Annotated in this window: 18 protein-coding genes; 10 read left to right on the top strand and 8 right to left on the bottom strand. The window is 58.9% G+C overall.

What is annotated here, in order from left to right; translation table 11 throughout:
* Positions 1–7: 7 nt before the first annotated feature.
* Positions 8–1,582: a RimK family protein gene (locus tag ACIPL2_RS03540; protein WP_401353007.1), complete on the bottom strand. Its 1,575-nt coding sequence runs from the start codon at positions 1,580–1,582 to the stop codon at positions 8–10.
* Between the two features lie 92 nt (positions 1,583–1,674).
* Between ACIPL2_RS03540 and rimI the strand changes: the two genes are divergently transcribed.
* A complete protein-coding gene (rimI, locus tag ACIPL2_RS03545) occupies positions 1,675–2,772 on the top strand; it encodes a ribosomal protein S18-alanine N-acetyltransferase (RefSeq protein WP_401353009.1) in 1,098 nt (365 codons plus the stop codon).
* 121 nt (positions 2,773–2,893) lie between these two features.
* Here the strand turns inward: rimI and ACIPL2_RS03550 are convergent, their stop codons facing one another.
* A complete protein-coding gene (locus ACIPL2_RS03550) occupies positions 2,894–4,045 on the bottom strand; it encodes a PQQ-dependent sugar dehydrogenase (RefSeq protein WP_401353010.1) in 1,152 nt (383 codons plus the stop codon).
* A gap of 51 nt (positions 4,046–4,096) precedes the next feature.
* Positions 4,097–4,453: a hypothetical protein gene (locus ACIPL2_RS03555; RefSeq protein ID WP_401353012.1), complete on the bottom strand. Its 357-nt coding sequence runs from the start codon at positions 4,451–4,453 to the stop codon at positions 4,097–4,099.
* A 203-nt stretch (positions 4,454–4,656) separates the two neighbouring features.
* Here ACIPL2_RS03555 and ACIPL2_RS03560 point away from each other — a divergent pair, with 203 nt between their 5' ends.
* A complete protein-coding gene (locus ACIPL2_RS03560) occupies positions 4,657–5,517 on the top strand; it encodes a Ku protein (RefSeq protein WP_401353014.1) in 861 nt (286 codons plus the stop codon).
* A gap of 147 nt (positions 5,518–5,664) precedes the next feature.
* On the opposite strand, the gene lpxO is transcribed toward ACIPL2_RS03560, so the two are convergent.
* Positions 5,665–6,564, bottom strand: a complete 900-nt coding sequence (gene lpxO / locus ACIPL2_RS03565) for a lipid A hydroxylase LpxO (protein WP_401353016.1) — start codon at positions 6,562–6,564, stop codon at positions 5,665–5,667.
* A gap of 495 nt (positions 6,565–7,059) precedes the next feature.
* Between lpxO and ACIPL2_RS03570 the strand changes: the two genes are divergently transcribed.
* Both ACIPL2_RS03570 and ACIPL2_RS03575 read left to right on the top strand, forming a co-directional pair.
* On the top strand, positions 7,060–8,649 hold the full coding sequence (locus tag ACIPL2_RS03570) for an ABC-F family ATPase (RefSeq protein WP_401353018.1): 1,590 nt from the start codon (positions 7,060–7,062) through the stop codon (positions 8,647–8,649).
* Positions 8,650–8,902: 253 nt separating this feature from the next.
* On the top strand, positions 8,903–10,090 hold the full coding sequence (locus ACIPL2_RS03575; protein ID WP_401353020.1) for an MFS transporter: 1,188 nt from the start codon (positions 8,903–8,905) through the stop codon (positions 10,088–10,090).
* A 119-nt stretch (positions 10,091–10,209) separates the two neighbouring features.
* On the opposite strand, the gene ACIPL2_RS03580 is transcribed toward ACIPL2_RS03575, so the two are convergent.
* Both ACIPL2_RS03580 and ACIPL2_RS03585 read right to left on the bottom strand, forming a co-directional pair.
* On the bottom strand, positions 10,210–11,247 hold the full coding sequence (locus tag ACIPL2_RS03580) for an alpha/beta hydrolase family protein (protein WP_401353022.1): 1,038 nt from the start codon (positions 11,245–11,247) through the stop codon (positions 10,210–10,212).
* A 259-nt stretch (positions 11,248–11,506) separates the two neighbouring features.
* Positions 11,507–12,118: an FMN-dependent NADH-azoreductase gene (locus ACIPL2_RS03585; protein ID WP_059405156.1), complete on the bottom strand. Its 612-nt coding sequence runs from the start codon at positions 12,116–12,118 to the stop codon at positions 11,507–11,509.
* Between the two features lie 132 nt (positions 12,119–12,250).
* Between ACIPL2_RS03585 and ACIPL2_RS03590 the strand changes: the two genes are divergently transcribed.
* Positions 12,251–13,159, top strand: coding sequence for a LysR substrate-binding domain-containing protein (locus ACIPL2_RS03590; protein WP_401353024.1), 909 nt, complete (start codon positions 12,251–12,253; stop codon positions 13,157–13,159).
* Positions 13,156–13,515, top strand: a complete 360-nt coding sequence (locus ACIPL2_RS03595; protein WP_401353026.1) for an MmcQ/YjbR family DNA-binding protein — start codon at positions 13,156–13,158, stop codon at positions 13,513–13,515. The genes ACIPL2_RS03590 and ACIPL2_RS03595 overlap by 4 nt, the downstream gene beginning before the upstream one ends.
* A gap of 11 nt (positions 13,516–13,526) precedes the next feature.
* On the opposite strand, the gene ACIPL2_RS03600 is transcribed toward ACIPL2_RS03595, so the two are convergent.
* Together ACIPL2_RS03600 and ACIPL2_RS03605 are read right to left on the bottom strand one after the other, a co-directional pair.
* Positions 13,527–13,955 carry a DUF1294 domain-containing protein gene (locus ACIPL2_RS03600; protein WP_401353028.1) on the bottom strand — a complete coding sequence of 143 codons (429 nt, stop codon included), beginning with the start codon at positions 13,953–13,955 and terminating at the stop codon, positions 13,527–13,529.
* The gene (locus tag ACIPL2_RS03605) at positions 13,952–14,782 is read right to left on the bottom strand and encodes an undecaprenyl-diphosphate phosphatase (protein ID WP_401353030.1); all 831 of its coding nucleotides are present in this window, start codon (positions 14,780–14,782) and stop codon (positions 13,952–13,954) included. Before ACIPL2_RS03605 ends, ACIPL2_RS03600 begins: the two co-directional genes overlap by 4 nt.
* 293 nt (positions 14,783–15,075) lie before the next feature.
* Between ACIPL2_RS03605 and ACIPL2_RS03610 the strand changes: the two genes are divergently transcribed.
* The 4 genes from ACIPL2_RS03610 (at position 15,076) to ACIPL2_RS03625 (ending at position 18,839) form a co-directional block, all read left to right on the top strand.
* Positions 15,076–16,710: a methyl-accepting chemotaxis protein gene (locus ACIPL2_RS03610; RefSeq protein ID WP_401353032.1), complete on the top strand. Its 1,635-nt coding sequence runs from the start codon at positions 15,076–15,078 to the stop codon at positions 16,708–16,710.
* 272 nt (positions 16,711–16,982) lie between these two features.
* Positions 16,983–17,546 carry a nicotinamide riboside transporter PnuC gene (gene pnuC / locus ACIPL2_RS03615; protein WP_401353034.1) on the top strand — a complete coding sequence of 188 codons (564 nt, stop codon included), beginning with the start codon at positions 16,983–16,985 and terminating at the stop codon, positions 17,544–17,546.
* The gene (locus ACIPL2_RS03620) at positions 17,543–18,067 is read left to right on the top strand and encodes an AAA family ATPase (RefSeq protein ID WP_401353368.1); all 525 of its coding nucleotides are present in this window, start codon (positions 17,543–17,545) and stop codon (positions 18,065–18,067) included. The genes pnuC and ACIPL2_RS03620 overlap by 4 nt, the downstream gene beginning before the upstream one ends.
* Positions 18,068–18,401: 334 nt before the next feature.
* Entirely contained in the window at positions 18,402–18,839 is a 438-nt protein-coding gene (locus ACIPL2_RS03625) for a hypothetical protein (protein WP_401353036.1), read from the top strand.

Below are 18,839 nucleotides of genomic sequence, written 5' to 3' on the forward strand. Positions count from 1 at the left end.
CGGCCGCTCACCAGGCCTGGCCGCGGCGCTTGAGCTCCAGCCGACGCACGAACTCCTCCAGCACCAGTGAATACAGATCGTCCTGCAAGTAGGCGTCTTCGATGCCGGCGTCCATGTTCGGGTTGTCGTTGACCTCGATCACCACCACTTTGTCGCCGGACTGCTTGAGGTCGACGCCATAGAGGCCGTCGCCGATCAGGTTCGCGGTCTTCACCGCCAGTTCCACCACCGCCCGCGGGGCTTCGTGAACCGCCAACGTGCGGCATTCACCGTTGATGTCCTGGCCCTTGGCCTTGTGGTTATAGATCTGCCAATGGCCCTTGGACATGAAGTACTGGCAGGCAAAGATCGGTTTGCGGTTGAGCACGCCGATGCGCCAGTCGTATTCGGTGTAGAAGAATTCCTGGGCCAGCAACAGCACCGAGTGTTCGAACAGTTCAGCGGTGGCTTCCAGCAGCGCTTGCTGGCTTTCGACCTTGATCACGCCACGGGAGAAACAGCCGTCGGGGATCTTCAACACCAGCGGAAAGCCCAGCCGCTCGCCGACCCGTTCGAAATCTTCCGGTCGCTCCTTGTACAGAATTTCGGTGGCGGGCATGCCCAGTTGATGGCTCTTGAGCAGGTCCGTCAGATAGACCTTGTTGGTGCAGCGCAGGATCGATGTCGGGTCGTCCATCACCACCAAGCCTTCGCTCTCGGCTTTCTTGGCGAAGCGGTACGTGTGGTTGTCGACGCTGGTGGTCTCGCGAATCAGTAGCCCGTCGTATTCGGCGATGCGCGCGTAGTCTTTACGCTCGATCAGCTCGACGTCGATGCCCAACGTCTTGCCGACCCGGACGAAATTATCGAGGGCCTTGGCGTTGGACGGCGGCAACGCTTCTTGCGGATCGTGCAAAATCGCCAGGTCATATCGCGCCAGTCGGCGCGAACGTGGCACGCGCCATATCTTGCGACTGAAACTGTCGAGCGAGTTGGCAAACTGATCTTCCTGATCCTCACGTAACTTATGCAAGGCGCCGGACTTTATGCCTTCGATGTGCCAACCGTTAGTTCGGCGAAACTCAACTAACAAGATCGGACACGGGAACACTTCGAACAACTGACGTGCCAGATCCTGCAACGGTTCGATGTTAGTCCTGCCAAAGTACAGCGTCAGGGTAAAACCTTCGGTGTCACTGTAAAGATGATTACTGAGGGCTTTTTCCAAGGGTTTATCGAGGTCGTCCAGGGCCAGGCCGTACAGGGATTTTTTGGTCAACTCGCTGATGGTTCGCACCGACGGTATTACTTTGTGCCCCCGCGCCTCCGCCAGCAACGAGCAGTAATAGCCGTGCCCCAGATACTTGTAGCTGCGGCACAGGTTGATCACCTGAACCCGTTTGCCCTGCTCACTGTCCCGCGTCTGCTCAAGGTATTCCTGGGCGCTGACAATGTCCTCGCTGGGGAAATACGACGCCCAGTCTTCCTTGCGTTCGACGATGATAATCAATTGACTTGAAGTTCTAGCTGCGTCATTTAAATAAGTTGCTGCCGGCAAACTTTGCTCGGATACTTCGCGCCAATGACCCTGTACCGCTGACATAGTGATTGATCCGTTGGAGAACAAGACCTTTCCTATTAAGCACGAAGTTTTTTGAAAGTCTCGTTTCGTTACGCAACTTTTACGGTGGTCATATGAATCTGCTTTTTCGCCTGGCGGTCGTTGAAGACTTAACGGCACTGCTGGAACTCGAACAACAATGTTTCACCACGGACCGGCTCAATAGTCGCAGTTTTCAATGGATGATCAGCCGCGCCCACGGGCAACTGTTGGTGGCCCAGCGCGGCGAACACCTGGTGGGTTACGCCGTGGTGCTGTTTCACCGGGGCACTTCGCTGGCGCGCCTCTACTCGATCGCCATTGCTGAACAGGCGCGTGGCAGCGGGTTGGGCAAGCAACTGCTGCAACGCATCGAAGCCTGCGCCCTTGAGCACGATTGCGCCTACCTGCGGCTGGAGGTGCGAATCGACAACCCGGCGGCGATCGCCTTGTATGAGCGCAACGGCTATCGGCGTTTCGCGCTGATTCACGACTATTACCAGGACCATGCCGACGCGCTGCGCCTGGAAAAACGCATCCTCCAGCACCGCGACTCCCGCAACATCAAGGTGCCGTATTACCCGCAGACCACCGATTTCACCTGCGGCCCGGCCTGCCTGTTGATGGCCATGGGTGCGCTGCAACAGGATCGAGTGCTGGAGCGCCGCGAAGAACTGCAGATCTGGCGCGAAGCGACCACCGTGTTCATGACCTCCGGCCACGGTGGTTGCAGCCCGCAAGGCCTGGCGCTGGCCGCGTTAAGACGCGGGTTTCGGGTGCGCCTGCAATTGAGCATGGCCGGGCCATTGTTCCTCGATGGTGTGCGTGATGAGCATAAAAAAGACGTAATGCGTTTGGTGCACGACGAGTTCACAGAACAGCTGCAAGCCACCGACGTCGAACGGGTGATCGGCGGGCCGTTGGAGTTGCCACGGCTACTGGACGCTGGCGGCCAGCCGTTGGTGCTGATCAGCTGTTATCGACTGACCCGCTCGAAATCACCGCATTGGGTGATCGTCACCGATTGCGATGATGAGTTCGTCTATTTGCACGACCCGGATGTCGACCACAGCCAACATCGTCAGCCGATGGACTGCCAGCATTTGCCGGTCAGCCATGCCGAGTTTGAGAAAATGAGCAGCTTTGGCCGGGGCAAATTGAGGGCGGCGGTGATTTTGTATGCCCGTTCCTGATTTGCATAATCCTGTAGGAGCGAGCTTGCTCGCGAAGGTCGTCAACGATGACGCCGCACGAGATGACTCACCGGTGCTCTCGGGTTTTTCGCGAGCAAGCTCGCTCCTACAGGGGATTGGGTTATTTCAGGCCGACTTTGTACAACACGCCGTCATCCTCGTCGGTCAGCACATACAAATACCCGTCCGGGCCCTGCCGTACATCGCGGATGCGCTTGTTGAGTTCACCCATCAATCGCTCTTCGTGAACCACCCGGTCGCCGTCGAATTGCAGGCGGATCAACTCTTGGCTCACCAGCGCGCCGATAAATGCGTTGTGCTGCCAGGCCTTGAACCGATCCGCGTCGTAGAAGGCCAAGCCGCTGAGCCCCGGCGATTTTTCCCAGACGTGGTGCGGTGCAACGGTGCCTTCGGCGGTTTTGCCATTGGCCTCCGGAATTGGCCCACCGGAATAGTTGATGCCATGAGTTGCCAACGGCCAGCCGTAGTTCTTGCCACGCTCGATGATGTTGACCTCATCGCCACCCTGGGGGCCGTGTTCGTTTTCCCAGAGGGTGCCCGTCCACGGGTTGAGTGCCGCGCCTTGTGGATTGCGATGCCCATAGGACCAGATTTCCGGGCGTACGCCGGCCTGTCCGACAAAAGGGTTGTCGTCCGGTACCTTGCCGTCCGGGTAGATCCGCACGACCTTGCCTTGCAGCTTGTCGAGGTCCTGCGCCGTTGGCCGGTCGTTGTTCTCGCCCAAGGTGATAAACAGGTAGCCATCACGATCGAACACCAACCGCGAGCCGAAGTGGTTACCGACCGAGAGCTTGGGTTCCTGACGAAATATAACCTTGAAGTCTTTGAGGGTCGTCAGGTCTTCGGACAGCTGTCCGCGGCCCACCGCCGTGCCGGCCTTGTCGCCCTTGCCGCCACCTTCGGCATACGACAGGTAGACCGTGCGGTCTTGCTTGAAGTCGGGCGACAACGCCACGTCCAGCAAACCACCCTGCCCCTTGGCCCAGACTTTCGGCACGCCCTCAATGGGGGCCGAGAGCTTGCCGTCAGCGCTGACGACACGCAGGTTGCCGGGCCGCTCGGTTACCAGCATGCCCTTGCGATCGGGCAGGAAGGCCAAGGCCCAGGGATGCTCCAGTCCCTTGGCAATCGTCGTGACTTCGAGGGTGCCCTGTTCGCTGTTCAGCTCTTGCGTCGACGCCGCGAAAACAGGCGCTGCAGCGGTGATCAGTGCGCTGGCGCAGAAGGTGGCCAGGAGGGTTTTACGCAACATGCACGATTCCTTTTGTCGTTCGAATGGCTGGCAAGAACGCTGTCCTGCGGTTCAACGGTTGCTGGTGTCCGCGTCTCGATGAGGTGGGTTGGGAATGAATTTCGGCTGGCTGGCGGGAGCTGGTCGGTCCTGGGGATAACGGTTGCCGACGCCACCATTATCAATAGTCGGCGGCCGTGGCACGGGCACGGTGTTGGGCCCACGAATGACCGGCGCGCCGGGTTGCGTGCCTTGCATGCTGTTGGGGTTGGCCCGGCGAATCGGGCTGTTGTAAGGGTTGCTGGAATTGCCCGTGGGGCTTTGGGCCAACAGCAACGAAGGCGTTGCCGGTGCGCTCCCGGCCTGGGCCAGAGGGCTCAGCAAGCCACTCAACGCCAACGCGGCGCAACCGAGCACAAATCTGTTCATGGGAAGCCTCTCGACATCAGCGTGGATAGGACCTTCGATAGCACGCTACGCCCGGGGTTCGGATTTGTTAACTAAAACCTGCTTCACAAGGTGTAACACGAGTTGACCACACCGCCGATCCGCCCGCAGGGCCGGGCCGCAGCGCGCTGAAACTTTTACACGGCGTCACCGGTCACCTGAACATCACTCACGAGAAGACGACCATGGCACGGGCAATCTGGAAAGGCGCAATCAGTTTCGGGCTGGTGCATATCCCTGTGGCGCTGGTCTCGGCGACGTCTTCGCAAGGGGTGGATTTCGACTGGCTCGACAGCCGCAGCATGGAACCGGTGGGCTATAAACGCGTGAACAAGGTCACCGGCAAGGAAGTCACCAAGGAGCACATCGTCAAAGGTGTGCAGTATGAAAAGGGCCGTTACGTGGTGCTCAGTGAGGAAGAGATCAAGTCGGCGCATCCGCTGTCCACGCAAACCATCGACATCTTTTCCTTTGTCGACAGTGACCAGATCCCCCTGCAAAACATCGACACGCCCTACTACCTGGCGCCGGACAAGCGCGGCGGCAAGGTCTATGCGCTGTTGCGTGAAACCCTGAGCAAAACCAACAAGGTCGCCCTCGCCCATGTGGTCTTGCATACCCGCCAGCACCTTGCTGCGCTGATGCCGCTGGAATCGGCGATGGTCCTGGTGATGTTGCGCTGGCCGGCGGAAGTGCGCAGCCTCGACACGCTTGAGTTGGGCAGCGAGGTGACCAAACCGGAACTGGCCAAGGGTGAGCTTGACATGGCCAAGCGTCTGGTTGAAGACATGAGCGCCGACTGGAAACCTGACGACTATCGCGACAGTTTTGAAGACAAGATCATGGCGCTGGTCGAGAAGAAGGCCAATGAAGGCAAGATCGAGGATGTGGAGACAGCGACTGGCGAAGAAGAGCGGAAAACGGCGGATGTTATCGATTTGACCGAGCTGCTTAAACGCAGCCTGGGTGGCAAGGGGGCTGGCAAAGCCAAACCGGCGGCGAAACCGGCGGCGAATAAAAAAGCCACGAAGACTTCTCGTGGCTGATTGATTGCGGGCGTATCAGTGAGGTATTGGGTGAAGGTACTAGCCCCTTCGCGAGCAAGCCCGCTCCCACATTAGTTTTGTGAACGACACAGATCAAATGTGGGAGCGGGCTTGCTCGCGAAGGCGTCCTGCGCCGCAATACAAAACTCAGACCAGTACAAAAACCGCCAGCAGCCCCGCAAAAATCGCCCACTTCTCCAGGTAATAGAGCTTGCGATTACGCTTCTTCAGCGCTTTGCCGCGCAGGCGAATCTTGTAGATTCGGGCGAACAGGCGGTTGATACCACCGGTCTTGTCGCCCACATCGTTCGGCGCGCCCGCCGCCGACATCACGTTACGGCTGAACCAGCCATTGAACGCCGCTGCCCAGCGATATTTCATTGGTCGCTCGATGTCGCAGAACAGAATGATGCGATTCTGCCCGGTGGTGTTTTCAGCGTAATGAATGAAGGTCTCGTCGAATATCACCGCTTCACCGTCGCGCCAGTGATAACTTTCGCCATCGACGTTGATGTAGCAACCGGCATCGTTCGGCGTTTCCAGGCCAAGGTGATAACGGTAGGAACCGGCGTACGGGTCGCGGTGGCGGACCAGTTTGGAACCCGGTGGCAGCTCGGCGAACATCGCGGCCTTGATCGAGCCGATGCTCTGCACCAGTTCGGTGGTGCGCGGGCAGAGTTTCATCGCCGAGGGATGGCTATCGCCGTACCACTTCAAATAGAAGCGTTTCCAGCCGGTTTTGAAGAACGAGTTGAAGCCCACGTCGTCGTACTGGTTCGAGCGTTTGATTTCCCCGGCCCTGAGCAGGTTCTGGCCTTCGGCGCGAATTTGTTCCCAATGGGTCTGCAACGGACTCAAGTCGGGAAAATCGGCGGGATTGAGGTAAGGCCTGTTGGGGATTTTCGAGAACAGATAAAGGAAGCAGTTGATCGGCGCCAGAAACGTCGAATGGTCGCTCAGTTGGCGGCCCAGTTTGTGGCGCACTCGACCGCGCAGATGAACGTACGCGATGGAGACAACATAAACAGCGGCGATGATGAGTTTCACAGAGGTCGTCACACGTCAGAAGTGAACAAACTGCGTCCCCTGCCAGCCAAACGGTTCAAGGGCATTGTGCAGCGTCTGAATACGAAATACCGGTCCCGAGGGTGCGGCCTTGAGGCTCTGCCGTCGGTCGGCATCAAGATGAAAGAGGGCATTTTAGCCACTGTTTGTAACCAGTTGTTAGCATTCAGATGTGAAAATCTGTCCGCTGGTGCCGCCAAAGCGCCCGTGCGGCCTCAATGCCCTATCGTTTAAAGAGCCAGACCAGTACAATCGCCGCCAAACATTACGCGCCCCCCTTGGTTGATGACGGAAATGAACCCGTCTCAGCGCACTTCGACTCGGGCCAAGCGCTCCATATGCAGCTGTCCACTTATTGCCAGATGGACCTTCCGCTTCTGACCGGGATGTATTTCCCGTGGTTTGAAATCCGGAAACGGGTACTGAATCGGTACTGCCGCAACCCTAGCTACTCTGAATGCTTCGCAGGAAAAACCTTTGATCTCTACAGCTAACATCACGATGCAGTTCGGCGCCAAGCCGCTATTCGAAAACGTTTCGGTCAAATTCGGCGCGGGCAACCGCTACGGCCTGATCGGCGCCAACGGTTGCGGCAAGTCGACCTTCATGAAAATCCTCGGTGGCGACCTTGAGCCCTCCGGTGGCCAGGTCATGCTTGAGCCGAACGTGCGTCTGGGTAAATTGCGCCAGGACCAGTTCGCCTACGAAGAATTCACCGTGATCGATACCGTGATCATGGGTCACGAAGAGCTGTGGAAGGTCAAGGCCGAGCGCGATCGCATCTACTCGCTGCCGGAAATGACCGAAGAAGACGGCATGGCCGTGGCCGAGCTGGAAACCGAATTCGCTGAAATGGACGGCTACACCGCCGAATCCCGTGCCGGTGAATTGCTGCTGGGCCTGGGTATCGGCATCGAACAGCATTTCGGCCCGATGAGCGAAGTGTCCCCGGGCTGGAAACTGCGCGTATTGCTGGCTCAGGCGCTGTTCTCCGATCCTGAAGTGCTGTTGCTCGACGAACCGACCAACCACCTGGACATCAACACCATCCGCTGGCTGGAAAACATTCTGACCCAGCGCTCCAGCCTGATGATCATCATCTCTCACGACCGTCACTTCCTGAACAGCGTGTGCACCCACATGGATGTCCTGGATTACGGCGAGGTGCTCCTGTTCCCTGGCAACTACGAAGAGTTCATGACCGTGGCGACCCAGTCCCGCGAGCAACTGCTGTCGGACAACGCCAAGAAGAAGGCGCAGATCTCGGAACTGCAATCGTTCGTCAGCCGCTTCTCGGCCAACGCCTCGAAAGCCAAGCAGGCCACTTCCCGCGCCAAGGCGATCGACAAGATCCAGCTGGCCGAGGTCAAGCCTTCGAGCCGCGTCAGCCCGTTCATCCGCTTCGAACAGACCAAGAAGCTGCACCGTCAGGCGGTCATCGTCGAGCGCATGGCCAAAGGCTTCGACGGCAAGCCGCTGTTCAAGGATTTCAGCTTCCAGGTTGAAGCTGGCGAGCGCGTGGCGATCATCGGCCCGAACGGTATCGGCAAAACTACCCTGTTGCGCACCCTGGTCAACGAACTGACCCCGGATGCCGGCACCGTGAAGTGGACCGACGCCGCGGAACTGGGCTACTACGCCCAGGACCACGCGCACGACTTCGAAGACGACTGCAACCTGTTCGACTGGATGGGCCAATGGACCCAGGGTGGCGAGCAAATCGTTCGCGGTACCCTCGGCCGTATGCTGTTCTCCAACGACGAAATCCTCAAGTCGGTCAAGGTCATCTCCGGTGGTGAGCAAGGTCGCATGCTGTTCGGCAAGCTGATCCTGCAAAAGCCGAACGTGCTGATCATGGACGAACCGACCAACCACTTGGACATGGAATCCATCGAGGCGCTGAACCTGGCGCTGGAGAACTACCCGGGCACGCTGATCTTCGTCAGCCACGACCGTGAGTTCGTATCGTCGTTGGCCACCCGCATCATCGAGTTGAGCCCTAGCGGCGTGATCGACTTTAGCGGTACTTACGACGATTACCTGCGTAGCCAGGGCGTTGTGTTCTAAATAGCAGCTGCTTCGACTGAAAGCCCTGTCCTGGTGACGGGGCTTTTTGCATTTCAGGCCCTGTGATTTTGTCGGTGCTTAGGGCCTCTTCGCGGGCGAGCCTCGCTCCTACAGGTTTGGCGATGCCTTTGTAGGAGCGAGGCTTGCCCGCGAAGGGGCCATCAAGCCCAACGAATATAGTTAGCCTGCTTCCTTTTATCCCGCGCCCTTGCCATGATGCAGTTCTCCTACCGCCGCCCGCGAACGAGCCCTCATGTCTGTGCAGCAGCTGCCACCGCAAAGCTCCACGGCGATCACCCTGCAGATCGTCTCCATCGTGTTCTATACCTTTATAGCCTTCCTCTGCATCGGCCTGCCGATTGCGGTGTTGCCGGGGTATGTCCACGAACAACTCGGTTTCAGCGCCATCGTTGCCGGGCTGACCATCGGCTCGCAGTACCTGGCCACCCTGCTCAGCCGCCCCATGGCCGGGCGCATGTCGGACAACATCGGAACCAAACGGGCGATTGTTTACGGGTTGTCGGGGATTGTGTTGAGCGGCCTGCTGACATTGCTGTCGACCTTGCTGCAGAGCTTTCCGCTGGTGAGCCTGTTGATCCTGATCGCTGGCCGGCTGTTACTGGGGATCGCCCAAGGGTTGATCGGGGTCGGCACGATCAGTTGGTGCATGGGCCAGGTCGGCGCTGAACACACCGCACGGTCGATCTCGTGGAACGGCATTGCGTCCTATGGCGCCATCGCCATCGGTGCACCGCTGGGGGTGGTGATGGTTGCCGAGTACGGGTTTGAAAGCCTGGGGATCGTGCTGTCGTTGCTGGCACTGGCGGCGTTGGTGCTGATTCACAACAAGCCGTCGGTGCCGGTCATTCGCGGCGAACGTCTGCCGTTCTGGGCGGTGTTCGGGCGCATTGCACCGTTTGGGGCCAGCCTGAGCCTGGCGTCCATCGGCTACGGCACGCTGACCACCTTTATTACCCTGTATTACGTTAATCGTGGCTGGACCGGCGCCGCGTATTGCCTGACGGTGTTCGGGGTGTGTTTCATCCTGTCGCGCCTGTTGTTTATTTCCGCCATCAGCCGTTTTGGCGGTTTCACCTCGGCCATCGCCTGCATGACCATCGAGACCGTCGGCCTGGTACTGCTGTGGCTGGCACCGTCCACCGGGTATGCGCTGATCGGCGCCGGCCTGACCGGTTTTGGCCTGTCGCTGGTGTACCCCGCGCTGGGGGTGGAAGCAATCAAGCAGGTGCCCAATTCCAGTCGCGGCGCGGGGTTGAGTGCTTATGCGGTGTTTTTCGACCTGGCGCTGGCGATTGCCGGGCCGTTGATGGGCGCGGTGGCGTTGAATTTGGGGTATTCGTGGATTTTCTTCTGCGCGGCTTTATTGTCGATCACCGGCCTCGGCTTGACCCTGCTGCTGAAACGCCGCGCAATGGCCTGACACGCGAAACCCTGGAGCTGCCGAAGGCTGCGATCTTTTGACTTTTCTGTTTCAAAAACAAGATCAAAAGATCGCAGCCTCGTTGCACTCGACAGCTCCTACAGGGGATTGCGTGAATCTTATTGATCGGCGGTTTGCATTCCGGCGCGATTCGGTTTGCCCAGGGCGCGGGAGAAGAAGCGTCCGGCTTCGGAGATCATGTTGCGGTGAATGTCTTCGCGGTCGACGCCATCGGCATCGGTGCACAGCGCCGGCATGGCGATGATCTGCTCTTCATTACAAGGCGCCAAGAACACGAAGTGCCCTGCCCCGGCCAGCAATTTGAAGTCGGGCGCGATGGGCAGTTTGCGCGCCAGGGCGGCGGCGTTTTTGTCGAAGGCCACCAGTTTGTCGCCGTCACCGCTGTAGAGCAGCACCGGCACATGCACATCGGCCAGGGTATGACGGCCGAACTTAAGGCTCAGCGGCGCCATCAGTAGCAACGCGTGGACGCGTGGATCCGCCACCGGTTGCAAGTCATCGCGGTCGGCGATCAGCTCGCCCTGGGTGTTACAGGCATCGTGGTCGTCCGGGCGTTCCTGACAATAGCGCCGCAGGCGGTCGAGATCAGGTGTCGCACCGGACAGAATCAATGCGGTCTCGCCACCCGCCGAATAACCGATCACGCCCACCTGATCGGCATTGACGAAAGGCGCGAGCATGCGGTCGCCCAAGGTCGCGGTAATGGCTTCGGAAATCTGGATCGGCCGGCCGTAGAGATTGCTCAAGGTGCCAAGGCGGCTGTGGTCTTTGGAGTTGTCACCGGGATGGATCACCGCCACCACCACAAACCCTTTGCGTGCCAGCGACGTCATCAGGTCGTGCAGGGCCAGCGGGGTTCCGGTGTTGCCGTGGGACAGCATCAACATCGGGAAACGGCCGATAGCGACGCGGGTGTCTTCACCGGCTTCGACGGTGTAACCCTCAAGTTTGCTGGAATGTTCTTTGTCGCTGGAGGGATAAAAGGCGATGGCCCGCATCGGCTGTAGGTCCAGCGGGTCGAGAAAACTCATCTCATGGAAGCCGACACTCCAATGTGGCTGTGGCGCAGGCGCGGCGTGCACTGAATTCAGGCTGCTGAGCAGGCAAATCAGTAACGTTGCACATAGACGCATCATGGGATGCCCCACCTTGGGTACTTGACCGGGAAGCCCGTTGTTCTTCAGACACCGAAGACGCGGCCTTGTGCCAGAAATACGCAGCCACCAAGGTCGTTGCAAAACGGGGACGTTAACCCTCGACTGCATAACCTGGGCCATAATCTTCTACAAAATAGAAATGACCAGAAACAAAAAACTCCGTACCTGGCACTTGCGTGATCAGAATACAGAGTTTTTTGGGAGTTGCTTGAGCTGTTTGATTTTTTTTACAGACGCTTTACGCGGCGGCGAACAACTGCTCGCTGATTTGCGTGTGCGCATCGCTCATTGCTTTGGTGCGCACTTCATCACCGTAAGCCAAACCATGGGCGCGGACGAACTCGATGTCAGTGACGCCGAGGAAGCCGAACAGCACTTTCAAGTACTCTTCGTGAGCAACGCCAGTCGCCTGGCCGGCATGCAAGCCGCCGGAAGTCGACACGATCACGACTTTCTTGCCACCGCACAGGCCTTCAGGGCCGGCTTCGGTGTAGCGGAAGGTTTGACCGGCAACGGCGATGCGGTCGATCCAGGCCTTGAGTTGAGTCGGGATGGTGAAGTTGTACATTGGGGCTGCAATCACCACGGCATCGGCGGCGATGAATTCGGCCAACGTCGATGCGCTCAGCTCGGCTTCGTGCTGTTGCGCGGCGTTGCGCAGTTCAGCGGTGGTGCCGGCGGCGACCAGGGTCGTGGCGGAGAAATGGCTGATGGCGTCGGCGGCCAGGTCGCGGTAGGTCACCACGGCCGTTGGCTCGGCGGTTTGCCAGGCTTTGACGACTTCGCTGCTCAGCTGACGGGAAGCCGAATTGTCACCAAGAATGCTCGAATCGATATGCAGCAGTTTCATGTGGGATCTCCAGGTGAGGACCGCCACGAGGCGATCTGATGGGAACAATCCTACAGACGAAACCAATAGCTGATTAGTCGGCAACAATGCGATAGTTTGTCCTACTGATAGAACAATCGAGCTGACATCACCATGCAAGACCTCAATGATCTCTATTACTTCGCCAAGGTCGTGGAAGCCGGTGGTTTCGCGGCGGCCGGGCGCGTGCTCGGGATTCCCAAATCGCGGCTATCACGACGCATCGCCGAACTGGAGGAACGCCTGGGCGCACGTCTGCTGCAACGCACCACCCGGCAACTCAAGCTGACCGCCGTGGGCGAGCGTTACTTGCGCCATTGCCAGGCGATGCTGCTGGAAGCCGAGATGGCCGATGAAGCCGTACTGAGCATGTCCAGCGAACCTCGCGGGCGTTTGCGGGTTTCCTGCCCCGTCGGGCTGGCCCACGAAATGCTACCAAGCGTGATCAGCAAATTTCTGGAAAAACACCCTCAGGTCCAACTGGAAGTCATGCTGCTCAATCGCCGGGTCGACCTGGTGACCGAGGGCGTGGACGTCGCGCTGCGGGTCCGGGAGTTGGGGGATGAAGATCCCTTGCTGGTGACCCGACGCTTGCGCCAGGCGCAGATGCTGATGGTGGCCAGTCCGGCGTTCCTCCTCGGTCGGGAGATCCATCACCCCGATGACCTCAAGGGCTTGCCGGTGCTGGGCGCCCTGGAAGCCGATCGCATGGTGCACATCCGCATGCTCGATCAACAGGGTAAAAGCTGCGACCTGGCGCTGGAAGCGCGGTTGGGTATCGACGACTTCATTGTGCGCCGGGCCTGCACGCTTGCCGGCCAGGGCTTTACCATGCTGCCGATGATGTATTGCGAACAGGAACTGCAAGACGGCTCGCTGGTGCAGTTGCTGCCCGACTGGTCGTTGCCGGGCGGCTGGCTGCAAGCGGTCTACCCTCATCGTCGCGGGGTGATGCCCGCCGTGCGCGCCTGGATCGACCATTTGATCGAATCATTCAATGCCTGTGGGGACCGACTGATATGAAGGCTGGACGCATGAGCGAAGAGGACGTCGCGCAATTCTGCCTCGCGCTGCCCGGCGCGCGGGAAGACTACAAATGGGGTGGTGTGCGGGTGTTCTCGATTGCCGGGAACAAGATGTTCGCCTTGCAGAACCTGCGTGGCGCGTCCCTGGCGTTCAAGGTCGACAAGGACTTGTTTCTCGGCCATTGCGACCGTCCGGGCATTCACCCGGCACCTTATCTGGCGCGGGCCCAGTGGATCATCATGGAAACGCCCTACCCTCTAAGCGCCGAAGAGCTACAAGGGTTGCTGCAACGTTCCCATCAACTGGTGGTGAGCAAGCTGCCCAAGCGTACTCAGGTCGGCTTGCTGCTGTAGAACCCGCAGGTTTAGAACAGCGCGAGCAGATGGGCGCCGAGGAACAACTGGTCGATCCAGAACACCTGATGCAGCAGCACAATCGCCCAGCACACCAACTGAAACGAGACCTTGCGCGTCTTGTGCCGAAACACCTGCTGCGCAATCAAGGCACCCGGCCAGCCACCGCCGAGTTCCAGCGCGTGCAACACGTTCTCCGGGGTGCGCCAGGTGTCGGCGCGCGCCTTGCGCTTGTCGCTCCAGTACAGGAAAAACGCCACCACGCTGACGATGCCGTATGCCGCGAGGGGAATCGCCGACACCCCGCGCAGCCATAACGACATCGAGCCAAACAGCGGCAGCGCGCAGAGGATCGCGAACACCACCAGTTTCAGGCGCAGATGCTGGATCTCGCCCCCGGACGGGCGCCCGGGGTTGTAGCGCGCGCTGGAGTCACTCATGGCTTGGCCGCGGCCCAATCGACCCAGCCAAACTGCCAGGTCGCGAGGATGAACAGGCCGAACGCGATCCGGTACCAGGCGAACGCCGCGTAGCTGTGGCTGGCGATGAACTTCAGCAAGCCCCGGACAGCAATCATCGCGAAGATGAACGCGGTCACGAAGCCGATCGCAAACACCGGAAAATCTGCCGGCACGAACAAGTGACGGTATTTAAACCCCGAGTACACCGCGGCAGCGACCATGGTCGGCATCGCCAGGAAGAACGAAAACTCGGTCGCGGTCTTGCGCGACAGGCCGAACAGCAAGCCGCCGATAATGGTCGAGCCGGAACGCGAAGTGCCCGGAATCATCGCCAGGCATTGGGCGAAACCGACTTTCAGGGCATCTTTCCAGGTGATCTCGTCAACGCTTTCGGCGTGCACTTCATGCTGACGTTGTTCGGCCCACAACATGATGATCCCGCCCACCACCAATGCCGCTGCCACCGTGATCGGGTTGAACAGGTAATGGTGGATCAAATCGGAAAAGATCACCCCCAGCACCACGGCGGGCATGAAGGCAATCAGCAGGTTCGCGGTGAAACGTCGGGCGCTGGGTTGTGTCGGCAAGCCGATGACCACGTCGAGGATCTTGCGGCGAAATTCCCATACCACCGCCAGGATGGCGCCCAGCTGAATGATGATGTTGAAAGCGATGGCCCGCTCGCCACCGAAGTCGAGCAAGTCGGCCACGATGATCTGGTGCCCGGTACTGGAAATCGGCAAAAACTCCGTCAGCCCTTCTACAACCCCAAGAATCAATGCCTGAAAGGCGGTCCAAAGATCCATCAATCCCCCAAGAAGCGATGCGCCACGGCATGCACCGTTAATATTTTTCAGAGCGTTTGACTGCGCCCAGCGTAGTTGAAAACCCGCGAGCGCAAGATCCACGCACAGCCGTAAAAATCCTGTGAAAAATCAGACTGGATTCAGGTTTTTCCGTGCGGGGCCGAAATCCTATCAGACAAGTCCGTTTTACGCTGCCGCGTATTGGACCTAGGCCTTGTAGGCCCGGTTGGCAAAGTGTGGTTGGATGCTGGCGATCATTTATTACAAGAAAAAGAATCCGGAGTGACAGCGTTATGAACAGCTTGCGCAGTATGTCGATCAGCCGCCGTTTGTGGCTCATTCTGATCGTGGCCGTGATGATGCTATTGACGTTAGGCGTGTTGATGCTCAAGCAGATACACGATGACCTCTACTACGCCAAAGTTCAGAAAACCCAGCACGTGGTGCAAACCGCCAGTGGCATCCTGACTTATTATCACGACCTGGAAACCGCCGGCACGCTCACCCGTGACGTCGCGCAGAAACAGGCACTGACGGCGGTTCGCGGCCTGCGTTATGACCAGAACGATTACTTCTGGATCAACGACCTGACGCCGGTGATGGTGATGCACCCGGCCAACCCGAAACTCGAAGGCCAGAACCTTTCGACGATCCGCGACCCGGACGGTTTTGCGCTGTTTAATGAAATGGTCGCCATTGCCAAGTCCAAAGGGGCTGGCACGGTTGATTATCGCTGGCCGAAACCGGGTGCCAATGCACCGGTCGAGAAAACCTCCTACGTAAAACTGTTCGAACCCTGGGGTTGGGTGATTGGCTCGGGCGTGTACGTCGATGACGTGCAGGCCGAGTTTTATGGCCAGGTCTGGAAGGCTTCTTTCGTCGGGCTGGTGATTGCCCTGATCATGGCGCTGCTGGTGATCCTGATTGCCCGCAGCATCGTACGGCCGCTCCAGGAAACCGTGACGGCCATGGCCAACATCGCCAGCGGCGAGAGCGACCTGACCCGCAGCCTCGATACCCATGGCCAGGATGAGGTCACGCAATTGGCACGCCATTTCAATGCATTCACCACCAAGTTGCGCCTGGTGATCACTGAGCTGCAGGTGTCCGCCAGCGCCCTTGGCCAGTCTTCCAGTGAGTTGGGCAACGACGCCGCCCAGGCCCAGCAACGCAGCCAGCAACAATCGCAACAGATGGAACTGGTGGCCACGGCTATTAATGAAGTGACCTACGGCGTGCAAGACGTGGCGAAAAACGCCGAGCACGCCGCCAGTGAAATGCGCGATGCCGAGTCTCAGGCACAGCAAGGCCAGGTCAACATCGATGGCAGCCTGCAACAGATCGACAAGTTGTCTTCGACGATCGATCAGGCGGTTGAAGTGATTCGTACCCTGGCCGCCGAAAGCACGCAGATCGGCAGCGTTCTGGAAGTGATTCGCTCGATTGCCGAGCAGACCAATCTACTGGCGCTCAACGCGGCCATCGAAGCCGCCCGTGCCGGTGAACAGGGTCGCGGTTTTGCGGTGGTGGCCGATGAAGTCCGGCTATTGGCCCAGCGCACGCAGAAGTCTACGGCTGAGATTCAGTCGATGATCGAACGTCTGCAGAACCACTCCGAAGCGGCGGTGAAGGTGATCGGCGACAGCAGTCGCGCATCGCAGTTGACCATCGAGCAGGCCGGTCTTGCCGGTGCGAGCCTGAACGCCATTGGCCAGGCGTTGCGCAACCTCAACGGGCTGAACGCCTCGATTGCCAGCGCCACCTTGCAACAGGCGCATGTGGTCGAGGACATCAACCAGAACGTCACCCAAGCGGCGGGTTTGTCGCATAGCACGGCACTGGCGGCGGAACAGTCGAGCCTGGCCAGTGTTCGCTTGAAGGAATTGAGTGAACAGTTGAACGGGTTGCTCAAGCAATTCCGGGTGTAGCCGCCTGCGGAAACGCGATCCCCGTAGCAGCTGTCGAGCCTGCGAGGCTGCGTTCGGCTGCGAAGCAGTCGTGAAACCAGGCGCCGCGGTGTGTCAGGTAAAAACCCGTAGGCTGGATTGACGACTGCTTCGCAGCCGAACGCAGCCTCGCAGGCTCGACAGCTGCTACAGAGGCAAACGCAGGGCCGACGAGGGATGGCGCTTGCTGGTTTTACTCAGCAGCGCCTGCCGGTACAATCCGTTCCCCTTTTCGCTTCCCCCAAGGAACCTCCATGTCCGGGCTTGAACTGTTTGCTGCCAGCCTCGGCGTGATTGCCGTCTGGTTGACGGTCAAACAGAATCCTTGGTGCTGGCCGATCGGCCTGGTCATGGTGCTGCTGTATAGCTGGATCTTTTTTGAGGTGAAGCTGTACTCGGACATGCTGCTGCAAGTGATCTACGCCGGGTTTCAGCTCTATGGCTGGTGGCAATGGACCCGTGCCGGCGAATTGCATCAGGGTCGGCGGGTCAGCCAGCTCGATGGCAGATCGGTCGCATTCGGCCTCGCCATCGGCGCGTTCGGCAGCCTGTTGCTCGGCGCGGCCATGGCGCACTGGACCGATGCCGCCCAACCGTGGCTGGATGCGGCGCTGACCGGGTTCAGCCTGGTGGCGCAGTTCTGGATGGCGCAAAAACGCGTGCAGTGCTGGCCGTTGTGGATCGCTCTGGATGTGGTTTTCGTCGGACTGTTTATCTACAAAGGCATGTACCTGACCGCCGGGCTCTATGCCTTGTTCACCCTGATTGCCGTGCAAGGCTGGCGAGAATGGCGCACCGATCCGGCGTTGCGCACATGAAAGTGTTGGTGCTGGCAGGGCCGGAATCCAGCGGCAAAAGCTGGCTTTCGGGCGAGATCCAGTCTCATTTTGGCGGCCTGTTGGTCGGCGAGTACGTTCGGCATTTCATCGAAACTGAAGCCCGTGAAACCTGCTACGACGACATCACCGCCATCGCACAGGGCCAGCTGGCCTGGGAAGATGAAGCACGCGCCAAACAACCGTCCCTGCTGATTCTCGATACGCACCTCTTGAGCAATATCCTGTGGAGCCGCACGTTGTTCGGCGCTTGCCCGGCGTGGATCGAGCACGCATTACTGGCACGGCACTACGACCTGCATTTGCTGCTGAGCCCAGACACCGTGACCTGGCATGACGACGGGCAGCGATGCCAACCGCAACTGGCAGAACGCCAGGCGTTTTTCCAGGCCAGTCGCCAATGGCTTGACCTGCACCACCAGCCTTTACAGGTGCTGCAAGGAGACTGGCAACAGCGCAAGAACGCGGCATTCGAGGCAGTGACGCGCTTGCTCAGCGCCTGACAGGGCTTCCCCGGACCTGCCGAAAATGTCCATTCCTGAAACACTTCACCCGGTGAAAAGCCGCGATCTAAAGCGGCCACAGCGCGCCCGCCAGAAACTGTTAAGTCACTGATACAGCCGGCCTTCAGCGCCCTTTAACGAGCATTGCCGCCAGAATGGACGGCGCTTTTGCGTGGATCTGTCTCAGTGGCGTTACAAATTTTTTTTGACCAACTCGATTAATAAATCCAACTAATTGTTTTTAAAAGAAAAACAAAAACCGGCACACCTTCTGCTCTCACCCTCACAACGCTGATAAGGGCCCAGCGTTCCACTTACAGAAGGAATTGCCGCCGTGGGGAAATTTGATAACCGCATCTTTAGCCTTCTGTTGATCGGATGCGCACTGGGCTCAGTTGTCTGCCTGCCGGTACACGCCGACAACGGCATCATTACGATCAAACGCGATGTCCAAACGCGCAACGCAACGATTCCACCCGTCATCCCCGACCCAAACCCCACGACCGTCAATGCCAACCCGTCCAAACAGATCCTCACTCAAACGAACGAGTTGAGCGACGGTGACTTTGCCAACGTCGCCAGTGGTGCAAGCATTTCCCGCCTGGTCACTCAAAACACCAACAACCTGGGCGGCAATATCAGCAACCAGACCCAGCTTTCCAACCTCCCTGCCGGACGTTCGGGAAATTCGGGCAACGGCATCGCCAACATGGTCAATTCAAACATCCAGCAAGGCCTGGGTGCTCTGAAAATCATAACGGGAGACCGTTAA

The sequence above is a fragment of the Pseudomonas sp. NPDC086251 genome, assembly GCF_044746405.1.
Lineage (GTDB): Bacteria > Pseudomonadota > Gammaproteobacteria > Pseudomonadales > Pseudomonadaceae > Aquipseudomonas.